Genomic DNA, 18,364 nt, shown 5'->3' on the forward strand with positions numbered 1-18,364 from the left:
ACCGTGGGCACCGCGACCGGGGATTTAGGCAGTGGCTACCGATGCCCGGGCGCTACCGGATCGCGGACGGTGAGAGGACCAACGAACGCAAAGGATGCAGCCAGATGCCTAAGCTTCTTCCCCGGCTCCTGGCCGGCGGAGTACTCGTCCCCTCCGTCGCGCGGACCACGGCGGCTTCCGGCGCGGCTGGAGCGGCCTTCCCCGGCGCGGTTTTCGGGGCGCCACCGGCCGAGGCGGGGATTCCGGAGACGCTCGCGGCCTTCTCCGGGGCCGAGCGGCTGGTGAGCACGCCTGACTTCCCGATCGGGCATCTCGGCGTCAGCTGGACCGGCCCGCGGCTCGGCGGCTCGTACCGGCTTCGGCGGGCGCGGACCGGTTGGGGCCCGTGGCTGCCACTGAAGCCGGGCGATCCGTCCGGCAGCGGACGCCGTACTGCGTTACTGCCCGCAGGTGGTGCCGCCGCCTATCAGCTGACGCCGCCGCCCGGAGCGACCGACGTGAGAACAGTCGCGATCAACACCACGGACGGCCCGATCATCGCCGAGCCGGCCAAGAGTCAGCAGGTACACGGATTCCGGTTCGTCGGCCGGGCGGGGTGGGGCGCCGACGAGAGTCTGCGCTTCGCCGCGGATGGCAGCGAGATCTTTCCCCAGGCGTACTTCGGCGTCCAGACGCTCACCGTGCATCACACCGTGACCGCGAACATCGACCCGAACCCGGCCGCCACCGTCCGCGCGATCTACTTCTTCCACACCATCAGCGAGGACTTCGGCGACCTCGGCTACCACCTGCTGATCGACCAGAACGGCACCGTCTACGAAGGCCGGTACTCCGGTCCCGACCCGATCCCGGTCTTCCACGGCCGGGTCGGCGACGCACCCAGGATGTGCAACGGCGTTCACGTCGGCGGCTTCAACGCAGGCAACGTCGGCGTCTCCCTGCTGGGCGACCTGACGACGACTCTGCCAACACCCGCTGCGCGCGCGAGTCTCGTCCGAGTGCTCGCAGCCCTGGCAGGCACGACCGGCGTCGATCCCCTGGGCCAGGTGAACTACGTGAACCCGATCAGCGGTGCGACGCGGACCGTGCCGGCCATCTCCGGCCACCGCAACTGGTCCGCCACGGCCTGTCCCGGCGACGCCTTCTACCCGCAGCTGCCGGAGGTCCGCACCGATGTCAACCGCTTGCTCTTGGCAACAGAAAACTGAGCGCGGCGGTCTGGTCAGGCGACGGCGGCCACCCTCCTGGCTGCTGTCGCCGCCTCCCTGGCCGCTGTCGCCGCTTCGCGCCGGGTCGAGACGCCGAGCCGGGTCAGGATGGCGGAGACGTGATGGTCGACGGTGCGGACCGACAGCACCAGCTTCTCGGCGATCTCCGCGTTGGTGAGACCGTCGGTGACCAGCGCCAGTACGTCGGCCTGCCTGGCTGTCAGGCCACCCGGGTTGGCCCGAGGCGCCGCCGACGGACCACGCGGTACGACGTACGAGGGTTGGCCTTGGACTCGAGCCAGCACAGCCTCGTTGCGCAACCGGAAGTCTGCGGCCTCCGCAAGCCGGCCCAGGTAGCGATCACCCGCCCGCGTCTGTACCTCGATCGCACGCTTCTGCAATCCGCGGCGGGACAACCCCGGCAGCAGCTGCTCGATCGCCATCCTGACGATCTCGTGCCTGAAGCCGATCCCCTGGTGCCTCAGCTCCAGCAGCCCGTACTCCTCCGCCTCGGCCAGCAAGCCGGCGTCGCCGCCGGTCAACTGCTCGACCAGTTCAAGTTCGATCGTCCCCGGTACGACCGCCAGCTGCTCGACCACCGAGCGGCACTCGTCGCTCAACCGCGCGAGCTTGGCCAATGCCGCGTCGCAGATGGCAGCGGGCACGGCGGCGCCGGGGGAAGCAGCGAGCAACGCGGACAGGTAGAAGGGATTCCCGCCCGTCAGCGCAACCAGCTGCTCCGCCCCGACACCCGCCGCCCGTCGACCGACCTCCTCCGGCCCCAAAGGTGCCAACGGCAACCTCTGGGCGCCTGCAGTCGCCAATCCCCCGATCCAGCGATGCAGACGTTCCGGCAGCCGACTGTCGTCAGCCAAGGTCAGTACGACGAGCAACGGGTGGCCGGCCACCCGGCGAGCCAGATAGCTCAACAGATCGAGCGTGGCGTCGTCGGCCCACTGGACGTCATCCACCAGCAGCACCGTCGGACGCTCGCCCAACCTGGCCAGCAACTCCTGGTACCCCAGGTCAACCGGCCACCCCGCATCCCGCAACGGCCCCAGCCGCGGCGGCGCGGATACCTCGTCACAAGCTCCCACCAGCACCCGGGCACTCGTCAGCTCGGCCGCGAAAGACCTGAGCACGCTGCTCTTACCGATCCCGGTCTCGCCGGTGATCAGGAAGACCGACCCGTGGCCGGCCAGCGCGCGCTCGGCCGCGGCACGCAGTACCGCGGTGTGCTCGGTCGCAGCATTGAGTACTGCGGAGTGCTGATGGCTCATCTCAGACCTTCGCGACGGCTCGGCCGTGACCCGGGCTGTTCTCCAGGTCGATGCCATGCCGGGCACGACTGTAGAGGTGGATCTCCAGACCGTCCGGGTCGTGGAAGATGACCAGCCAGCCGATCGTGGCGAGCACCACCTGGTGCTCGATGCCCAGCCCGGTCAGGTGCTCGTGCCAGGCGTCGGCGGCGGCCTTGTCCTTGATCCCGAACAGCACCGGATCGAAGCCGGACAGCCCGGCGATGTCCGGCCGCTCGCGCAGCGCGAGGCAGGAGTCCCCCAGCCCGGACGACTCGTAGACGACGCCCCGGACCACCCCGTCCTCGTCCGGGAACTCGAACACGGCGGTCAGGTCGAAGACCTTCTCGTACCACTCCCGGCTCACCGCCAGGTCCTTCACCGGGAGCTTCGCGCCGAAGATCCCGTCCAGTTCCGCTGTCATCGCTTCCCCCGACATCATAGGATTGAACTATCTACAATTAGTTTGAAGCTGATTCCAACGAAGTGTCAAGGAGTTTGCCCCGTGGCCGAGAAGCGCCGCTACTCCAGCGCCCTGCGAAGCGAGCAGACCGCGCTGGCCCGGACCCGGATCGTGACCGCGGCCGGGCAGCTCTTCCTCGACCGCGGCTACCTCGGCACGACGTTGGCCGCGATCGCCACCGAGGCCGGAGTGAGTGTCCAGACGGTCTACAACGTGATCGGCGGCAAGCAGGCAGTCTTCAAAACGGTCTACGACATCGCCCTGGCCGGCGACGACGAGCCGGTGCCGATGGCCGACCGGCCGGTCTACCAGGCGATCGGCGCCGCGACCGACGCACGCCAGTGCCTCACGCTGTATGCCAGCCTGGCCCGACAAATCGGCGAGCGAACCACACCACTGGTCCGGATGGCCCGCGCCCAGGCAGCCGCTGGCGACAAGGACCTGGCCGAGGTCCTGAAAACCCTGGACGCCGAGCTGATGTTCGGCTGCCGCTACATGGCCGGGCACTTGGCGGAGAAGTTCGGCCTGCGCGCCGGACTCGACGTCGAGGCCGCGACCGACATCCTCTGGACCCTCAACGGCTCCGACCTCTTCCATCGCCTGGTGAACGAGCGCGGCTGGGGCTGGGACCGGTTCGAGCTCTGGATCGCCGGCACGTACGCCGACCTGCTGATCGACCAGACATAGTGACTGGCGAGATGATTCGAGGGAAGCCGGAGATGGCTGAGGAGACCGGAATGACGATCGCGGTGTACGGCGCCGGCGGGATCGGTTGCTACGTCGGAGGACGATTGGCGGCCGGTGGTGCGGAGGTGATCTTCATCGGCCGGCCGCGGCTCGCCGGGGAGGTGGCCGAGCACGGCCTGCGGCTGACCGACTACCTCGGCGCCGACCTCGTCGTACCGGCTGGGGAGGTTCGGTACGAGACCACGCCGGACGCGGCTTCCGAGGCCGATCTCGTCCTCGTGACGGTCAAGTCAGCGGGGACGGCGGCCGCCGCTGACGAGCTTGCGGCGGTGCTCAAGCCCGGCGCGACGGTGGTCAGCTTCCAGAACGGGATCCGCAACGGCGAAGTACTGCAGGAGCGGTTGCCGGAACACACTGTGCTGACCGGGATGGTTCCGTTCAACGTGCTCAACCGGGGCGGCGGCGCTTTCCACCAAGGGACGGAAGGCAAGCTGGACGTCCAGCGTCATCCTGCGTTGACGCCCTACCTCGGCGCGTTCGACGACGCCGGGCTGCCGCTCACGCTGCACGACGAGATCCTCCCGGTGCAGTGGGCGAAGCTGCTGCTCAACCTCAACAACCCGGTCAACGCGCTGTCCGACCTGCCGTTGCGCGACGAGCTCGCCCAGCGGGCCTATCGCCGCTGCCTGGCGGTCGCGCAGCTCGAGACCCTGGCGCTGCTGAAGGCCGCCGGCATCACCCCGGCCCAGATCACCGCGCTGCCGGCCCACCGGCTGCCTGCGCTGCTGAGCCTTCCCGACTTCCTCTTCAAGCTCCTGGCCAGCAAGATGCTCGCCATCGACCCACTCGCCCGGACGTCGATGTGGGAGGACCTGCAGGCCGGTCGCAAGACCGAGATCGACTACCTGAACGGCGAGGTCGTCCGCCTGGCCGAGTCCCTCGGCCTCGCCGCTCCGGTGAACGCGAAGCTGATCGAGCTGATCCGCACGGCCGAGGCAGGCCGGTCGGTGGCCATGCCCGGAGCTACTCTCCTGCGGGAACTTTGGTCAGCGGCAGCGGCGCCTGCCAGCTGATGCTGACGATGCCGTAGCTGAAGCCGAGGTGCTCGTTGAGGCGGCGCATCGAGTCGTTGCCGCGCTGGGTCCAGGTGTAGATCTCGGTGATGCCGTGGTCCGCGGCCCACGCCATGCTGGCGCGTTTGAGGTTGGCCGCGACCGACTTGCCGCGCCACTCCCGGCGTACGGCGGTGTAGGCGACCTCGGCCCGCTCCGGCTGATCCGTGTCGATCAGCAGCCCGGCCACGCCGATCGGGTCGTCGCCGGCCACGGCTACGAACATCGCAGCCGGATCGTTGATCCAGCCGGTCGCCCACTCCTCGGCCGTGACCTTGAGCGGACTCGGCACGTCCATGTCGGGGATGGTCGGCAGGGCGACCCGGTCGTACGCGGCCGCCCAGAGCTCCGGCCGCTCGGCGACTGAGACGATCTCGTACTCCGCCGACGGCGTCGGGGCCGGTTCGATCCCGATCCGCCGGACCTGCTCGACCTGCCGATTGGTCTCGACGAACCCGAACCGCTCGGCGAACAGCCGCGACCCCTCGTCATCGGTGCCGCCGCCGGCCATTGCGTAGCCGTGGGCGATGGCATGGTCGGCCAGGGCGTGCAGCAACGCCGTCCCGACACCCTGCCGCCGTGCCTCGGGCCGGACCCGTGGCGCCAGCGACGCCCGCTCCCCGTCGTCCGACCGGACAGCCAGCCCGCTGCCGACCACCTTGCCGTCCACCTCGGCCAGCAGCATCAGCCGGTCGGGTCGCTCGAACTTGCGCATCTCCGCGACGGTCGGGCAGCGCTCGTACGGCAGCACCGCGATCCGTACGCCCCGCCAGTCCTCGTAGTCGGCGTCCGTGATCGCCGGCCGGATGATCGTGCTCATGGCGACAGCTTGCCTCAGCCGGCCGGAAACGGCGCGCTATTTTGCCGGCCGACCGTTTGCCGGCCGACCGTCCCGGTCGGCGGCAGCGGGTCGCGTCGGTGAGATCGGCTTGCTGTCAGCTGGCCAGCGCGGTGGGTTCGCGGAGATGGGCGAGGAGATCGGCCAGTTGGCGATGGCCTCGCGAGGTCCGGCTCTTGACCGTGCCGAGTGGAAGACCCAGCTCGGCGGCGATCTCCTGCTGGGTGTAGCCGCGGTAGTAGGCGAGTTCGAGGACTTCGCGTTCCTGGGCGCGGAGGCGGCGGAAGGCGTCGCGGACCTCGGCGACGTACCAGACGCGTTCCATCGCCGGTCCGTCGTCGGGTAGCTCCCGCACGAGCTGCAGCGACACGTTCTTCGCCGAACGGCGTTCGCGGCGGTAGACGTCGACGGCCGCGCGCCGCGTGATCGCGTACAACCACGGCTTCAGCTCGCGCCGCGGGTCGAACCCGTCAGCGGCCTGCCAGGCCTGCAGGAATGCGCGTTGCACCGCATCGGCCGCCTGCTCACGATTCCCGAGCAGACTGATCGCCGTCGCGAACATCGGGCCGGCGTACTGCTGGTACATCTCCCCCAGCGCCGCGTCCTCGCCGCGCTGGAACCGTGCCCCCAAAGACTCTGCGTCCCCCGGTGTCATCTCTTCCCCTCCTCTGGTGTCTCTCCAGAGTTCGGGGAATACAGCTACCGGGTCATCGGTAAGACCTACCTAGAAACGGCTAGGAGGTGCCTAACTGCGCGGCGGCAGGGAGCAGCTCGGGGCCGGCAACCGGCCACTCCAGCGGGTGCGGACCGAGGCCGCTCAGCTCCGTCAACTGCAGTACGCACCACGGCGACAGATCGGTTCGTACTGCGAGATCGCCCCACTCCACCCACTCGTACGCCGCCACCTCGGCCGGATCGGCGACCAGCTCACCGGTACAGGCGACTCGGAAGACGGGGCACAACTCGTTCTCGACGACACCGCTGGGCATCTCGGCGCGATACCGGAAGGCCGGCAGCATCAGCTCGACGGTCTCGGCCACCAACCCGAGCTCGTCAGCCAGCCGGCGGCGTACGGCGGACTCGAACGATTCGCCCGGCAGCGGATGCCCGCAGCAGCTGTTGGTCCAGACGCCCGGCCAGGTGCGCTTGCTGAACGCCCGCTGGGTCAGCAGCACCCGGCCCTGGTCGTCGAAGACATAACTGGAGAACGCGAGATGCAGCGGCGTCGCGGCGTGATGCACCGTCGCCTTGTCCTCGGTGCCGATCGCGAGACCACTCTCGTCGACCAGGACCACCATCTCCGTCTGCACCCGTCGAGCCTAGCCGCTCTGAGATAGGCAACCGCTACCGATGCGCGTCCCCCGCCTGAACCCTAGAAAGGAAGGATGGATGCAGAGCTGAAACACCGGCTGCCCGCGGCGTGGCGGCTCGAGGAGGTCGGGTACGCCGCGAACTCGCCGACCACGGCCGGGTTGTTCCGGGGGCGGAACGGTTTTGTCAAAGTACTGCGCAGCTATCGGCTGTGGCCTGCGCTCGAGCTGGCGCCGGCGGAGTTCCGGGTGCTGGCGCTGGCCGGGGATCTGTGGCGGTACGAGGCTGACGTCTATCTGGATGGGCTGGCGTCCTCGCTGCCCACTGGGTTGCGTTTGCCGGAGCTCTACTCGGCGGAGCTGCTGGATGACGATCACCTGGCGCTGGTTGTAGAGAATGTTCGGACTGCGGAGTCGCCGTGGGATCGCGATCGGTACGGGCGGGCGGCTGAGCTGCTGGGGCGGTTGGGGGTGCGGTTGACTGCGAACGATGCGTTGCCGGCTGCGGCTGATCGGTCGCCCGGGCGGTTGACGAGGCTGATGATCGAGGGGTTCGTCGAGCAGTTCGCGATCCGGCCGCTGCTCGATCCGGCGACCTGGCGGCATCCGCTGCTGGCTGGGTCCGGGCTTCGGGAGGAGCTGGCTCAGTTGGCTGCGCGGATTCCCCGGCTGCTCGCCGAACTGGCGCGACGACCCCAGTTGATGAGCCACGGCGATGCCTGTCCGCAGAACCTGCTGGTCCCGGCCGACGCCCCGGACACCTTCGTCGCCATCGACTGGACGCTGAGCGGATTGGTTGCCGCTGGCGACGATCTCGGTCAGCTCCTGATCGGCCGCGCGCACTCCGGTGAGCTCACCGTCGACGAGCTCGCCGACCTGCGCGAGCTGGTGATCAGGCGCTACCACGCCGGTCTGATCGCCGAAGGCCGTGACGGCATCAGTCAGGACGACGTACGGGCCGGTCTGGACGGCGCGCTCATCCTGCGGAGCGCCTTCCTGTCGATCCCGCTCGACCGGCTGGCCGAAACGGTGACGGACGAACTGGCAACGCTGGTGGCGCAGCGGCTGGAACTAACTCGGTACCTGGTCGAGCTCGGGGCTGTTAGCCTGAGCACGTGATCAAGCGAAGCGCGCAGTATCGACCGGCTCTGGGACGAGCCGGCTGGTAGCTGTCAGTTTCGCTCCACCCCAGAGCCTCCGAGGCAGGAACCGTCAGGTTCCTGCCTCTTTCCGTTGCCGGAGGCACTGAAGTGGGGTGCCTCTGCCTGTTGAGAGGAACCTGATGAACGAAGTACCGGCCGTGCTCGAACGGCTACGGCGGACCACCGACACCATCGTCGGCGAGGCCGACCTGATCGAGCGGCTCGCGTCCGGGCGCAAGCTGCGGATCAAGTACGGCGTCGACTGCACGGCACCCGATCTGCATCTGGGCCACGCCGTCAACCTGTGGATGATGCGGCAGTTGCAGGACCTCGGCCACCAGGTGGTCTTCCTGCTGGGCGACCTGACGACGCAGATCGGCGACCCGACCGGCCGCTCGGAGACCCGCCCGGTGCTCACCCCGGCGGAGATCGCGGCGAACGCAGACTCCTTCCTTGCCCAGGTCTCGCTCGTCCTCCGGACCGACCCCGAGGTCTTCGAGGTCCGCCGAAACTCGGAGTGGTTCGGCGCGATGGACGTCGCTGAGCTGCTCGGCCTGTTCAGCCAGGTCACGCATGCGCAGTTGATGGCGCGCGACATGTTCCGCGATCGCGTCGCGGCCGGGCGGGAGATCGCGTTGCACGAGCTGGTCTACCCGGTACTGCAGGGCTACGACAGCTTCGCACTGGCCAGCGACCTGACCATCGTCGGCTCCGACCAACTCTTCAACGAGAAACTCGGCCGGCACTTCCAGCAGCGCCTCGGAGCGCCGCCGCAGGCGCTGATCATCACCACGATCACGCCGGGCATCGACGGCGGAGCGAAGCAGTCCAAGTCGCTGAACAACTACATCGCCCTGACGGACACCGCCCGGGACAAGTTCGGCAAGCTGATGAGCCTGCCCGACTCGCTGGTCCAGACGTACGCACACGTCTACACCGAACTCCCGCTCGATCTCGTCGCCGGGCTCGGCGACGCTGCCACGCAAGGCGGTCCGGCGGCTCGCGACGCCAAACTCATGCTGGCGGCCGCGGTGGTCACGCGGTACCACGGCGCGGGTGTCGCCAAGACGGAACGGGCTGCCTTCAGGTCGCAGTTCAGCCTTCGTAGTACGCCGGCTGACCTTCCGGAGGTGAGGGTGCAGGCTTCCCGACCGACCATCCTGGAGTTGTTGCAGGCGGCCCGCCCTGAGCTGAGCAACTCCGAACTCCGCCGGCTGATCCGCCAGGGAGCGGTCTCGATCGACGACCAGAAAGTGCACAGCCATGACGTCACCATCGCTCTCGCCGAACCCGTCACCCTCCGCTCCGGCTCCCGTACCTTCCACCGCATCGTCCCCGCCTGAAACCCCGCCCGGGCTCGCGGCGCCTGCTCCGCTGCGCTACGCCAGCTGCATCGCAGGCGAGTACTGGCGCTGACGCGCACAACCCCGCGGTGGTTGAGGACGGCGGACTGGAACGCCCACACCCGCCCGGGCTCGCGGCGCCTGCTCCGCTGCGCTACGCCAGCTGCATCGCCAGCGGCTACTGGCGCTGACGCGCACAACCCCGTGCCGGTCGAGGATGGCGAACTGGCTCAGGCCAAACAGAACACCTGCCAAGAGCCCGCCGACCAGTACCGCACGCACCCGGCTCGCGGCGCCTGCTCCGCTCCGCTACGCCGGCTGCATCGCCAGCGACTACTGGCGCTGTCGCGCGCAGACCCGCGGTGGTTGAGGATCGCACGCACCCACCCGGCTCGCGACGCCTGCTCCGCTCCGCTACGCCAGCTGCATCGCCAGCGAGTACTGGCGCTGACGCGCGCAGACCCACGGAGGTTGAGGATGGCGGTCTAGCGCAGGCCCAAGAAGAACACCTGCCGACAGTCCATCAACCGCACCCGGAGCTGGCTGCCACGACTCGCGGGAGCGTCCCCGGCCATGGCTCGCGACGCCTGCTCCGCTCCGCTACGCCGGCTGCATCGCAGGCGACTGCTGGCGCTGTCGCGCAAACCCAGCGGGGGGGGGTTGAGGATGGTGGTCTGGCGCAGATCCAAGAAGAACAGCCTGCCAGGAGCCGACGGCCACCCCCGGGGCGATCTGCCACGGCTCGCGGGACTGCCGCGCCCCAGCTCGCGGCACCGCCCGCCGTACACAACAAAGCAACGCACCCACCAAGCGGATAGCAATAATCCGCCCAGCAGGTGCGCCACAGCTCACCACATCTCTGACAACCTCACCGCCCGAAGCGATCCCCCGCCCACTCCAGGATCTCAGCCTTGGCCGCCGCCATCAGCCCGTTGTGGTCGACCCCCGGGTAAGTCCGGTAGGTCAGCTCGTTGCCAACAGCACCCAACTGCCCCGCAGTGACGGTAGTGGCCGGACCGAACACAACAGTGTCGGCGGTGCCCTGGGCCAGGAAGATCGGCTGCTCGTGCTGCTTGATCGGGATCTCGCCGTCAGCAATCAACAGATCCAGCAGACGATCGGCCTCGGCGGCATCCACGGAGTACAGGTCCTGCGACTTCTTGCCCACGGCAAGCTGGGCGATCGCCGTGTAGCACTCGGTGGTGATCGCCTTCTGGTACAACGACTTCCCATAAGCCGTCAGATAGACATCAGGGTTGAAGGTCAGCGGATGCGAAGCCTTCGTGCCGGCCAGGATGAGGATCACGAACGGGTTCGCCGGGGTGTCAGGCACGAAGGGCTTGACCGCGTCGAAGGTCATTTGCCACTGCGAGATCGGCGCGGTTGAGATCGTCCCTCGATAGTCCAGCTCCGGCGCGTACTTGTCCTGCAGCGCGCCGGTGAACAGCGCCGCCTGTGCCCCCTGCGACTGACCCGAGACGATCCACTTCCGGCTGAGTGACCTGTCGGCCTGCCGGGCTGCGCGGACGATGTCGATCACGCCGTACGCCTCGGACTTGCCGTTGAGGTACGGGTGCGTCCCCGGTGTGCCGAAGCCTTCGTAGTCCGAGGCGGCGATCGCGTAGCCGGCGGCCAGCCAGCTGGTCAAGTAGTCGATGTCTCGCTGCGAACGTCCGCTGATCGAGTTCGCGCAGTTGTCCGCGATGCCGACCGTGCCGTGCGCCCAGCTGAGCACTGGCCAGCCGCCCTTCGGCGCCTTCCCGGGTGGCACGAACAAGGCGCCCGAGACAACAGTCAGCCGGCCGTCGAAGCCCGTTGACGTGTAGTGCAACCGCTGAGCTTTGGCCGCGCCGGGCAATCGCAGGCTCTCCGGCAAGCGTTCGATCTTCACGACCTTGCCCGGCTTCCCGTGGGCATCCGCGGTCGTTGCCATCCCAGCTGCCAGTACTGCGGCCAGCAGGATGGCGCCGGCGATCCGGCCTACCTTTCCGAGGTTGTTCATACCGCTCGACTTCCGATCAGCCAGGCCGAGGAGGCGTACGCGACGCCCTCGGCGGTCAGGTGAGTTTGCAGGTCGATGCGCAGCGCTTCGAGCGCCTGCGCACGGGTCTCGTCGTCAAGTCCGTCGACCAGCCATCCCAGGACGCCGAGCACGAAGCGCTCCGCGGTGGGGACGTCCGGGCCGAAGTACATCGGCTCGTCCAGCGCCTCGAACGACGGCTTGTCGAAGCCGGCCGCGACGAGCACCTCGGTGACTCGCGCGGTGTCGGCGTGGGAGAACGGACCGGGCGCCCCGGCCGGTGGTGACGGAAGCTCGCGGCCGGCGCTCAGGGCAGCGGCGAGCGAGGTGAACCATTCGTTCTCCGCAGCCGATCGCCAGCTGAGCAACGCAAGCCGGCCGCCCGGTCGGGTTGTGCGGGCTAGGTTCTCGAAGGCGGCGAGCTGGTCGGCGAAGAACATGCTGCCGGTCCGGCTGACCACCACGTCGAACTCGTCGTCCGCGAACGGATACACCTGTGCGTCGGCCTGCAGGAACTCGACGTTCCGCAACCCGGCGACCTCCGCGGAACGCGACGCGATCGCCACCATCGGCGACGAGAGGTCGACGCCCAGCGCAGTACCGGGGTGGTTGCGTTCGGCGACCGCTCGAGTGAGGCTGCCGGTGCCGCAGCCGACGTCGAGCACCTTGTTGCCGGGCAGGATTCCCGCCGCTCGCAGCAGCGAATGGTCGTACCGGTGCAGCGCGTGCTCGAACAACTCGGCCTCGGCGGCCCAGAAAGCTCCCTCGGCGCCGTCCCAGGCGCGGAGTTGGTCGGTGTTCCCCGGATCGATCCGGACAGACATGGTGACTCCCTTCAGTCAGCACCAGTACGCAGCCGGCCCGATTCGGGATCACCCTTCCGGCTGGCAAGCTGGCAAGGTGTCGAAACCGATCCTCAAGGCCTGCCTGAACGGCGACCGCTCGCGAGCCGACCATCCCGGCGTACCGGTGACTCCCGCTGAGCTGGCGCAGTCCGCGTACGACGCTGCCGCGGCGGGCGCTGTCGCGGTGCACTTCCATCCGCGCGGGGTGGACGAGCGGGAGAGCCTGCGCTGGTCCGACGTCGAGCCGGCTGTGGCCGCCGTCCGGGCGCAGTGTCCTGGGTTGGCCATCGGCGTCGCGACCCGCGAGGAGATCGCGCCTGACCTGGACCGGCGAATCGCCCTGCTCAGTGACTGGTCGGCCGGGCCGGACTTCGCCAGCGTCAACTGGCACGAAGAGGGTGCCGTGCAGGTCGCCGAGCTGCTGATCGAGCGCGGGATCGGGATCGAGGCCGGGTTGTTCACGCCGGACGCGGCGCGGAAGTTCCTGGCTTGGGATGGTCCTGTCGTGCGGGTGCTGGTGGAGGCGTTGCCCGGGATCTCACCGGGTGCCGACGGAGTTGCGGCGGCAGCGGCGACGCTGGAGGTGCTCCCCAGCGGGTTCGAACTCGTGGTTCACGGTGAGAACGAGTGGGCCTGGCCGGTGCTCGAGTGGGCGCGAGCCCGTGGGTACGGGCTGCGCGCCGGACTCGAGGACATGGTGACCGGGCCGCACGGCGAGACCGTCACGGGCAACGGCCAGCTGATCACGCTGGCGTCGTGAGCGCGGCGGCGTACTCCGCCCCTGTGCAGACCGTGCCGAACTTCGGGAAGATGTAGGAGCTCGCGAAGTCGTGAGCCGTGCCGTCCAGGCCGGTCATCGCGTCGGTGACGTAGAGGGTGTCGTAGCCGTGCTCGTCGGCGACCCGGCCGGTGGACTCGACGCCGAAGTTGGTGGCGATGCCGGCCAGGGCGACGGTTGTGATGCCGCGAGTTCGCAGTACGTCGTCGAGACCGGTCTGGTGGAAGGCGCCGACCGTGCGCTTGACGATCTCCACATCACCCGGCTGCGGGTCGAGCTCCGGGGCGAGCTCGCTGCCCTCGGGCTGGACGTCGACGCCCGGACGCTCGACCCGGACGTTGACGACCAGACCGCCTGCCGACCTGGTGGCCTTGGCCAGCGTGATGCAGCGCTCCAGCACCGCTGCCCCGGTCAGCGGTGCCGTGTCGAGCGCGATGATCCTGGGCATCAGGTCGATCAGGATCAGTGCCGTAGTACGGGGATCGAGAGCAAGAGAGGTCACATTTGCGGACCCTATGACATGGACGAGGCCAGGTTGTTGGCGAACGCGGTGTCCTTCTCGGTGGACGAGAAGCCGAAGCGCCAGGTGCCGCCGGCATAGGTGCCGGGAGCCCACACTCGGCCGCCGGGTTGCCAGAGCGGTTGCCAGGCGATGGCTGCGTTGGACGGGTCGTACCAGTGGTTGTCCGCGGCCCAGGCAGACCCTTGCTTGTACGCCGAGACGACGCTCAAGCCCGGACTCGTTGCCATCGACCACTTCGGCAGCCCTGGGTAGTCACCGTCGCGACCGAAGCCGCCTGGATCGCCCTGGTCGGCGAGCGCGGAGTCGACGTTGAACGAGACCTCCCACAGCGGCGCGCTCGGCGCGGAGTTGACGTTCCAGCGCAGGCTCGTGTCGAACGTCTTCGCACCGAACGCGAACGACCAGTCCGCGGTGATCGGTTCGTCACCGAGTGGAATGCCCTTCAGCTGCAGGCTTCCGTCCGCGGTCAGCACCTGCGCCGCCGCGCCGGTCAGGTCGGTCGCGCCGAAGTTGCCGACGCCCAGATAAGGCGCGGTCGCTCGCGACGACGAGTCCAACGCGGGCTTGTACTGCGCCTGCCCGGCCGGGTCGACCTCCAGCTTCGTCAGCACCGCCCGGGGAGTCGTCTCCACAGTGGCCTTGTAGTACTTCGTACTCACCACCGTGCCCTTCGTGACCTGTTCCTTGCTGAAGTCGAGCGGCGCCACGAACAGTCCGCCCTTGCCCCAGCCGGCGCCGGTGACATACCAGTTGGTCCCGTCCTGGACGACCTCCGCGGCATGCGACTGGATCGTGCCGACCAGCTGATCGAGTGTGAAGTGCAGCGGATTCTTGCTCTTGTAGACCTTTGTCGACTCGTAGCCGCCGTCGCAGCAGACGAACAGATACCAGTCGGTCCCCCGCTGCACCACGAACGGCGACTCGGTCGGCCCGCCGAACGTCCCGGTCTGCGGGTGCTCGAAGGCAACGTTGCGCTCACCCCAGTGCAGCAGGTCCGTACTGGTGCGATAGGCAACGATGTGGTTGCCGCCGCTCGGCGTCGAGTTGGCGGTGTAGTACATCACCCACTGGTTGCCGACCTTGTGCACCATCGGATCGCGCCCGTCGAACCCGTCGGTGAACAACGGGTTGGCGGAGCTCCTGGTCCAGTGCACCAGGTCGGTCGAGGTCGCCAGCGACATCCGGTACGCCGTATGGTCGGCCGTCCCGCCCGCGTAGAACATGTAGTAGACACCCTGGTCGTACAGCACGTACGGCGCCCAGATGTGCAGCTCACCAGCGGCCGGGTCAGCCACCAGCGCAGGCGGCTGCTTGGTCCACGGCCCGTTCGGCGACGGCGCAGTCGCGTGGCCGAAGCTTTTCTCGTCCAGCGGGTTCGCCGGCTCCGCGTGGGTGATCGCGTAGACGTGCCAGGTGCCGGTCGTGCGGTCCTGGATCATCGTGTGGTCGTTGTAGTACCACGGACTGGATTCGCCGACGCTCGGGTCGTAGACCTTGACGAACTTGCCAGCGGCAACCACCGTCTCGGTCCGGGTGAACGGCTCGCTCTTGATCACGGACAGCTCCAGGTCGAGCAGGTCGAGACCAGAGAGGAAACCGGTCGCCGCCGCGTTCTTGCCGGTCACGGCGATCGCCAACTGATGTTTGCCCGCCGCAAGAGCTTTGGTGCCGAGGTCAACCGTCTGCGTGGTCACCCCGGTCGCGGCGTACCCGTCGAAGGTGGCGACCTTCGCGCCGTCGATGCTCAGGTCAACGATCCCGTAGTCGGCGGCCTTGGTCAGAGCAGTCGAGAGGCTGTAGTTGCCCGTGGTCGGAACGGTGAAGGGCAATACCGCCTGGTCGCCTGCCTTGGCGCCATGGATCCACAGTTGCGCGCCGCCCGACCAGTTCGCGCCGCAGCAGTTGCCCTGCGGATCGACCGGCACCGTGGCCGAGAAGACCGGCAGCATCGACTCGCCCTCGATCCGGATCGTGCTGCCCGAGATCGCCTGAGCCTTCGCGGATTTCGCGCCGACGTTCCCGGCCAGGTCGACCGCTGCGACACGATACGTCCAGGTCTCCTGCAGGCCGATCCCCTTGTGCACGAAGCCCGGCACGGCACTCGTACCGACCAGCTTCTCGGCCGCGCCTTGCTTCGCAGCGTAGATGTTGTACTTCGCGACGCCGCTGTCGTCCGCCGCGTCAGCCCAGCTGAGCGCAATCGCGTTGTCGGGGCGGCTCACGGCCTTCAAGTTCAGCACCTGGCCGGGAGCGCGGCGATCGGCGTACGGGATGACCGAGGACTGGACGACGTAGTTGCTCGCGGTCCACTGCGTGCTGGGCCTGAGCTCGATCGTGAGCTTGGTCCTGCCGAAGGTGATTGCTGCGGGCAATTGGTAGTTGTCGTCCAGCCAGCGCTGCTTGGGGTTGCCGAGCGGCTGCGACCAGGTGCCGACCTCCTTGCCGTCGACAAACACCTTCGCCGACTGGCCGGGCTGGTTCTGGTCGCTGGTACGACGCAGCGTCACGCCGCGGTTGATCGGATCGACCTTCGCGGTGAAGCGGATCGGCGCAGTACCGGAGCGGACCTGGTCGGTCAGCGTGATGTCGTCGTGGTCGCCCTCGTAGACGCTGGTCAGGTCGGCCTGGGTCGCCGCGCCATCGGCGTACTGGTGTTGCCGGCGGCTCTGCGCGTCGCCGGTGTCGATCCGGTCGGTTTCGCGAGCGCCGAACTGCGCCGCGGAGTACAGGAAGGCGGTCGAGCCGTAGATCGCCGGGTGATCGTTCTGCTGGCCGTGCTCGATCCCGAAGGTGAGCTGGTTCTGGAAGCCGATCGCGTCGCTGATGTGCAGCCGGAACGCGCTGTCGCACTCCACCTTGCACTGGCCGGCGTTGACCTCGTGGCCCGAGTTCCCGTGGAAGGGCGTGGAGTAGGTGCCTTGGTTGAAGTACCAGCCGGATTCGTAGTAGTCCTCGGTGCCGGTGCCGTGGATGGCCGGGGTGCGCTCGCCATCGACGTACACGCGCTCATCGCCTTCGAGATAGCCCCGGGTGTTGCCGTCCGACTGCAGGCCTTCCATCGTGTGCGAGACGCCGACGAACTTGCCCCGGCCAGTGGTGTCCGCGATCAGCCAGTCCTGGCCCATCGTGGGCTCGGCCCGGTGCGACAGTGCGGTGAAGTAGCCGGTCTTGCCGGTGACGAGGTCGATCGCCGCCTTGGCATCCCGCGCCGAGGTGACCTCCGCCTGACCGCCCGACAGCTTGTACTGCGAGGTGTTGACCAGCTTGACGGTGGCGCGGGCGAGGTACGGCATCGGCCACCAGGCGGAGTACCAGCCGTCCGGGTCCATGGCGAAGAAGAGCGAGCGGACTTCGTTCTCCCCGAGACCGGAGCCGAAGAACTCGCCGAGCGGGGCGTCGACGCGCGTCTTGCCGTCCACGGCGACCTGCACCCGTACGCCGGACAGCAGCGCGTCCGAGGGCTTCACGCGTTCGCCGTCCGCCGGGGTGGCTGCGTACGGCATCGAGTGGGAGCCTTCCCATCGCTGATTGGTGATCGAGTAGCCATGGGCCTGCTCGTCGGCGAGGTGCTGCGGTCCGACGTCCAGGGTGTCGGTGCGCTTGCTGGTGCCACCCACCGTGGAGTCGGCCCAGTAGGTGAACTCGTTGAAGTCGAGGTCGGACGAGATGAACTCGTTGCGTATCTCGATCTTGTCCTTGCCGGCCGTCACGCCGGCCGGCAGCTCGACGACCTGATCGGCCCACTGCGCGCCCTTGGCCGGCAGCGGGGTCCACTCACCAGACTGGACGCCGTCGACGAAGACCTTCGCGCGCTGGTTGCCGATCCGCAGGTCCAGCCGGCGGATCAGCTTGACGCCGGTGTTGGCCGGGTCGATCTTCAGGGTGAACTTGCTGCCGCCGACGAAGGCGCGACCGTCGTCGGCGAAGGTCTTCAGATCCAGGCCGACGATCTGCGGGAGCTTCAGCCGGAGGGCGCTGATCTCACCCGGGCCCTTGGCGTCCGCCAGCGTGAGCTGCTTGCCGGGGGCAAGGTTCACGGCGGTCTTGGTGGTCCTGGCCTGTGGGTTGGCCGGCTTCGGGTCCTTGGTGCCGGACGCCTTGAGGAGGGCGACGACGTCTTCGGCCTTGTCGGCCGGATTGAAGGTCTTGACGCCGCTCGCGTCCGGGAACTCGCGGTAGTCGACGTGGTAGAAGAGCGGGTTGTTCTGGACGGTCACCCGCATGGATTTCTGGTAGGGCATCGGCACCCGGAGATAGACGCCGCCGCTGGTCTCGAGCGCGTTCGCGACCAGCGGGTAGACGAAGGGTGAGCCGAGTTTGCCGTCGACAACGTCCTGGAGGCCCGCGTCGAGCACCTTCTTGCCGTCCACCTCGACGGTGATGGTGCCGGTCTTGCGCACATCACCCTCGTCACGGGTGAACCAGATGGAGGCGATCTCGCCGGGTCCGTCGTCCTCGGCGAGCACGCAGCCGGCGGACGTAGTACGCAGACAGGAGTAGGCGCCGTCGAAACCGTCGTTGTTGGTGCCGTCGCGGCCGAAGCTGGAGAACTGCTTGCTGCGGACGCCGGTCTGGAGCTCGGGGAGGCGGTCGAGACCGCGGTAGACGTCCCAGCCGACCGGGCCGTTGCCGCCCGCGTACGGCGTACTGGCGGTGGTGGCCGAGGCTGGCTGGACGGTTGCCGGCAGGACGAGAACCAGGCCTAGAAGTGCGGCGGCAGCTCGTCCGGGAGATCTGGTCATGGGCGGACCTCACGATCTGGGAAATCGATTTCTCAGATGTCTACCATCGAATCGG

At 68.3% G+C, this 18,364-nt stretch carries 15 protein-coding genes; 6 read left to right on the forward strand and 9 right to left on the reverse strand.

Annotation, left to right across the window (positions count from 1 at the left end; all coding sequences use genetic code 11):
* The first annotated feature begins 104 nt into the window (after positions 1-104).
* Positions 105-1,208: a peptidoglycan recognition family protein gene (locus tag AB0P21_RS10680; RefSeq protein WP_363695517.1), complete on the forward strand. Its 1,104-nt coding sequence runs from the start codon at positions 105-107 to the stop codon at positions 1,206-1,208.
* Between the two features lie 14 nt (positions 1,209-1,222).
* On the opposite strand, the gene AB0P21_RS10685 is transcribed toward AB0P21_RS10680, so the two are convergent.
* Positions 1,223-2,488 (reverse strand): AAA family ATPase, encoded by a 1,266-nt coding sequence (locus AB0P21_RS10685; RefSeq protein WP_363695518.1) that lies wholly within the window; start codon positions 2,486-2,488, stop codon positions 1,223-1,225.
* Position 2,489: 1 nt separating this feature from the next.
* Complete coding sequence (locus AB0P21_RS10690; protein ID WP_363695519.1) at positions 2,490-2,930, reverse strand: VOC family protein; 441 nt, start codon at positions 2,928-2,930, stop codon at positions 2,490-2,492.
* 81 nt (positions 2,931-3,011) lie between these two features.
* Between AB0P21_RS10690 and AB0P21_RS10695 the strand changes: the two genes are divergently transcribed.
* A complete protein-coding gene (locus tag AB0P21_RS10695; RefSeq protein WP_363695521.1) occupies positions 3,012-3,656 on the forward strand; it encodes a TetR/AcrR family transcriptional regulator in 645 nt (214 codons plus the stop codon).
* 50 nt (positions 3,657-3,706) lie between these two features.
* The gene (locus AB0P21_RS10700) at positions 3,707-4,729 is read left to right on the forward strand and encodes a 2-dehydropantoate 2-reductase (RefSeq protein WP_363695523.1); all 1,023 of its coding nucleotides are present in this window, start codon (positions 3,707-3,709) and stop codon (positions 4,727-4,729) included.
* Here the strand turns inward: AB0P21_RS10700 and AB0P21_RS10705 are convergent.
* The 3 genes from AB0P21_RS10705 to idi all read right to left on the reverse strand — a co-directional run bounded on the left by AB0P21_RS10705 (position 4,680) and on the right by idi (position 6,916).
* Positions 4,680-5,588, reverse strand: coding sequence for a GNAT family N-acetyltransferase (locus AB0P21_RS10705; protein WP_363695524.1), 909 nt, complete (start codon positions 5,586-5,588; stop codon positions 4,680-4,682). The genes AB0P21_RS10700 and AB0P21_RS10705 overlap by 50 nt on opposite strands.
* Positions 5,589-5,703: 115 nt before the next feature.
* Positions 5,704-6,261, reverse strand: a complete 558-nt coding sequence (locus AB0P21_RS10710) for a sigma-70 family RNA polymerase sigma factor (protein ID WP_363695526.1) — start codon at positions 6,259-6,261, stop codon at positions 5,704-5,706.
* 79 nt (positions 6,262-6,340) lie between these two features.
* Positions 6,341-6,916: an isopentenyl-diphosphate Delta-isomerase gene (gene idi, locus AB0P21_RS10715; protein WP_363695527.1), complete on the reverse strand. Its 576-nt coding sequence runs from the start codon at positions 6,914-6,916 to the stop codon at positions 6,341-6,343.
* Positions 6,917-6,991: 75 nt separating this feature from the next.
* On the opposite strand from idi, the gene AB0P21_RS10720 reads away from it, so the two are divergent.
* Both AB0P21_RS10720 and tyrS read left to right on the forward strand, forming a co-directional pair.
* Positions 6,992-8,035, forward strand: coding sequence for an aminoglycoside phosphotransferase (locus tag AB0P21_RS10720; protein WP_363695529.1), 1,044 nt, complete (start codon positions 6,992-6,994; stop codon positions 8,033-8,035).
* Positions 8,036-8,198: 163 nt separating this feature from the next.
* Positions 8,199-9,401 carry a tyrosine--tRNA ligase gene (gene tyrS / locus AB0P21_RS10725; RefSeq protein ID WP_363695530.1) on the forward strand — a complete coding sequence of 401 codons (1,203 nt, stop codon included), beginning with the start codon at positions 8,199-8,201 and terminating at the stop codon, positions 9,399-9,401.
* Positions 9,402-10,269: 868 nt separating this feature from the next.
* Here tyrS and AB0P21_RS10730 read toward each other — a convergent pair.
* Together AB0P21_RS10730 and AB0P21_RS10735 are read right to left on the reverse strand one after the other, a co-directional pair.
* Positions 10,270-11,403, reverse strand: coding sequence for a lipase family protein (locus tag AB0P21_RS10730; protein ID WP_363695532.1), 1,134 nt, complete (start codon positions 11,401-11,403; stop codon positions 10,270-10,272).
* On the reverse strand, positions 11,400-12,245 hold the full coding sequence (locus tag AB0P21_RS10735; RefSeq protein WP_363695534.1) for a class I SAM-dependent methyltransferase: 846 nt from the start codon (positions 12,243-12,245) through the stop codon (positions 11,400-11,402). The genes AB0P21_RS10730 and AB0P21_RS10735 overlap by 4 nt, the downstream gene beginning before the upstream one ends.
* Before the next feature lie 76 nt (positions 12,246-12,321).
* Between AB0P21_RS10735 and AB0P21_RS10740 the strand changes: the two genes are divergently transcribed.
* Entirely contained in the window at positions 12,322-13,026 is a 705-nt protein-coding gene (locus AB0P21_RS10740; protein ID WP_363695536.1) for a 3-keto-5-aminohexanoate cleavage protein, read from the forward strand.
* On the opposite strand, the gene AB0P21_RS10745 is transcribed toward AB0P21_RS10740, so the two are convergent.
* Both AB0P21_RS10745 and AB0P21_RS10750 read right to left on the reverse strand, forming a co-directional pair.
* Positions 13,010-13,546, reverse strand: coding sequence for an isochorismatase family protein (locus AB0P21_RS10745; protein ID WP_363695538.1), 537 nt, complete (start codon positions 13,544-13,546; stop codon positions 13,010-13,012). The genes AB0P21_RS10740 and AB0P21_RS10745 overlap by 17 nt on opposite strands.
* A gap of 11 nt (positions 13,547-13,557) precedes the next feature.
* A complete protein-coding gene (locus AB0P21_RS10750) occupies positions 13,558-18,309 on the reverse strand; it encodes a DUF2961 domain-containing protein (protein ID WP_363695540.1) in 4,752 nt (1,583 codons plus the stop codon).
* Positions 18,310-18,364: the final 55 nt, after the last annotated feature.

Source organism: Kribbella sp. NPDC056861, from assembly GCF_040687575.1.
Classification (GTDB): Bacteria; Actinomycetota; Actinomycetes; order Propionibacteriales; family Kribbellaceae; genus Kribbella.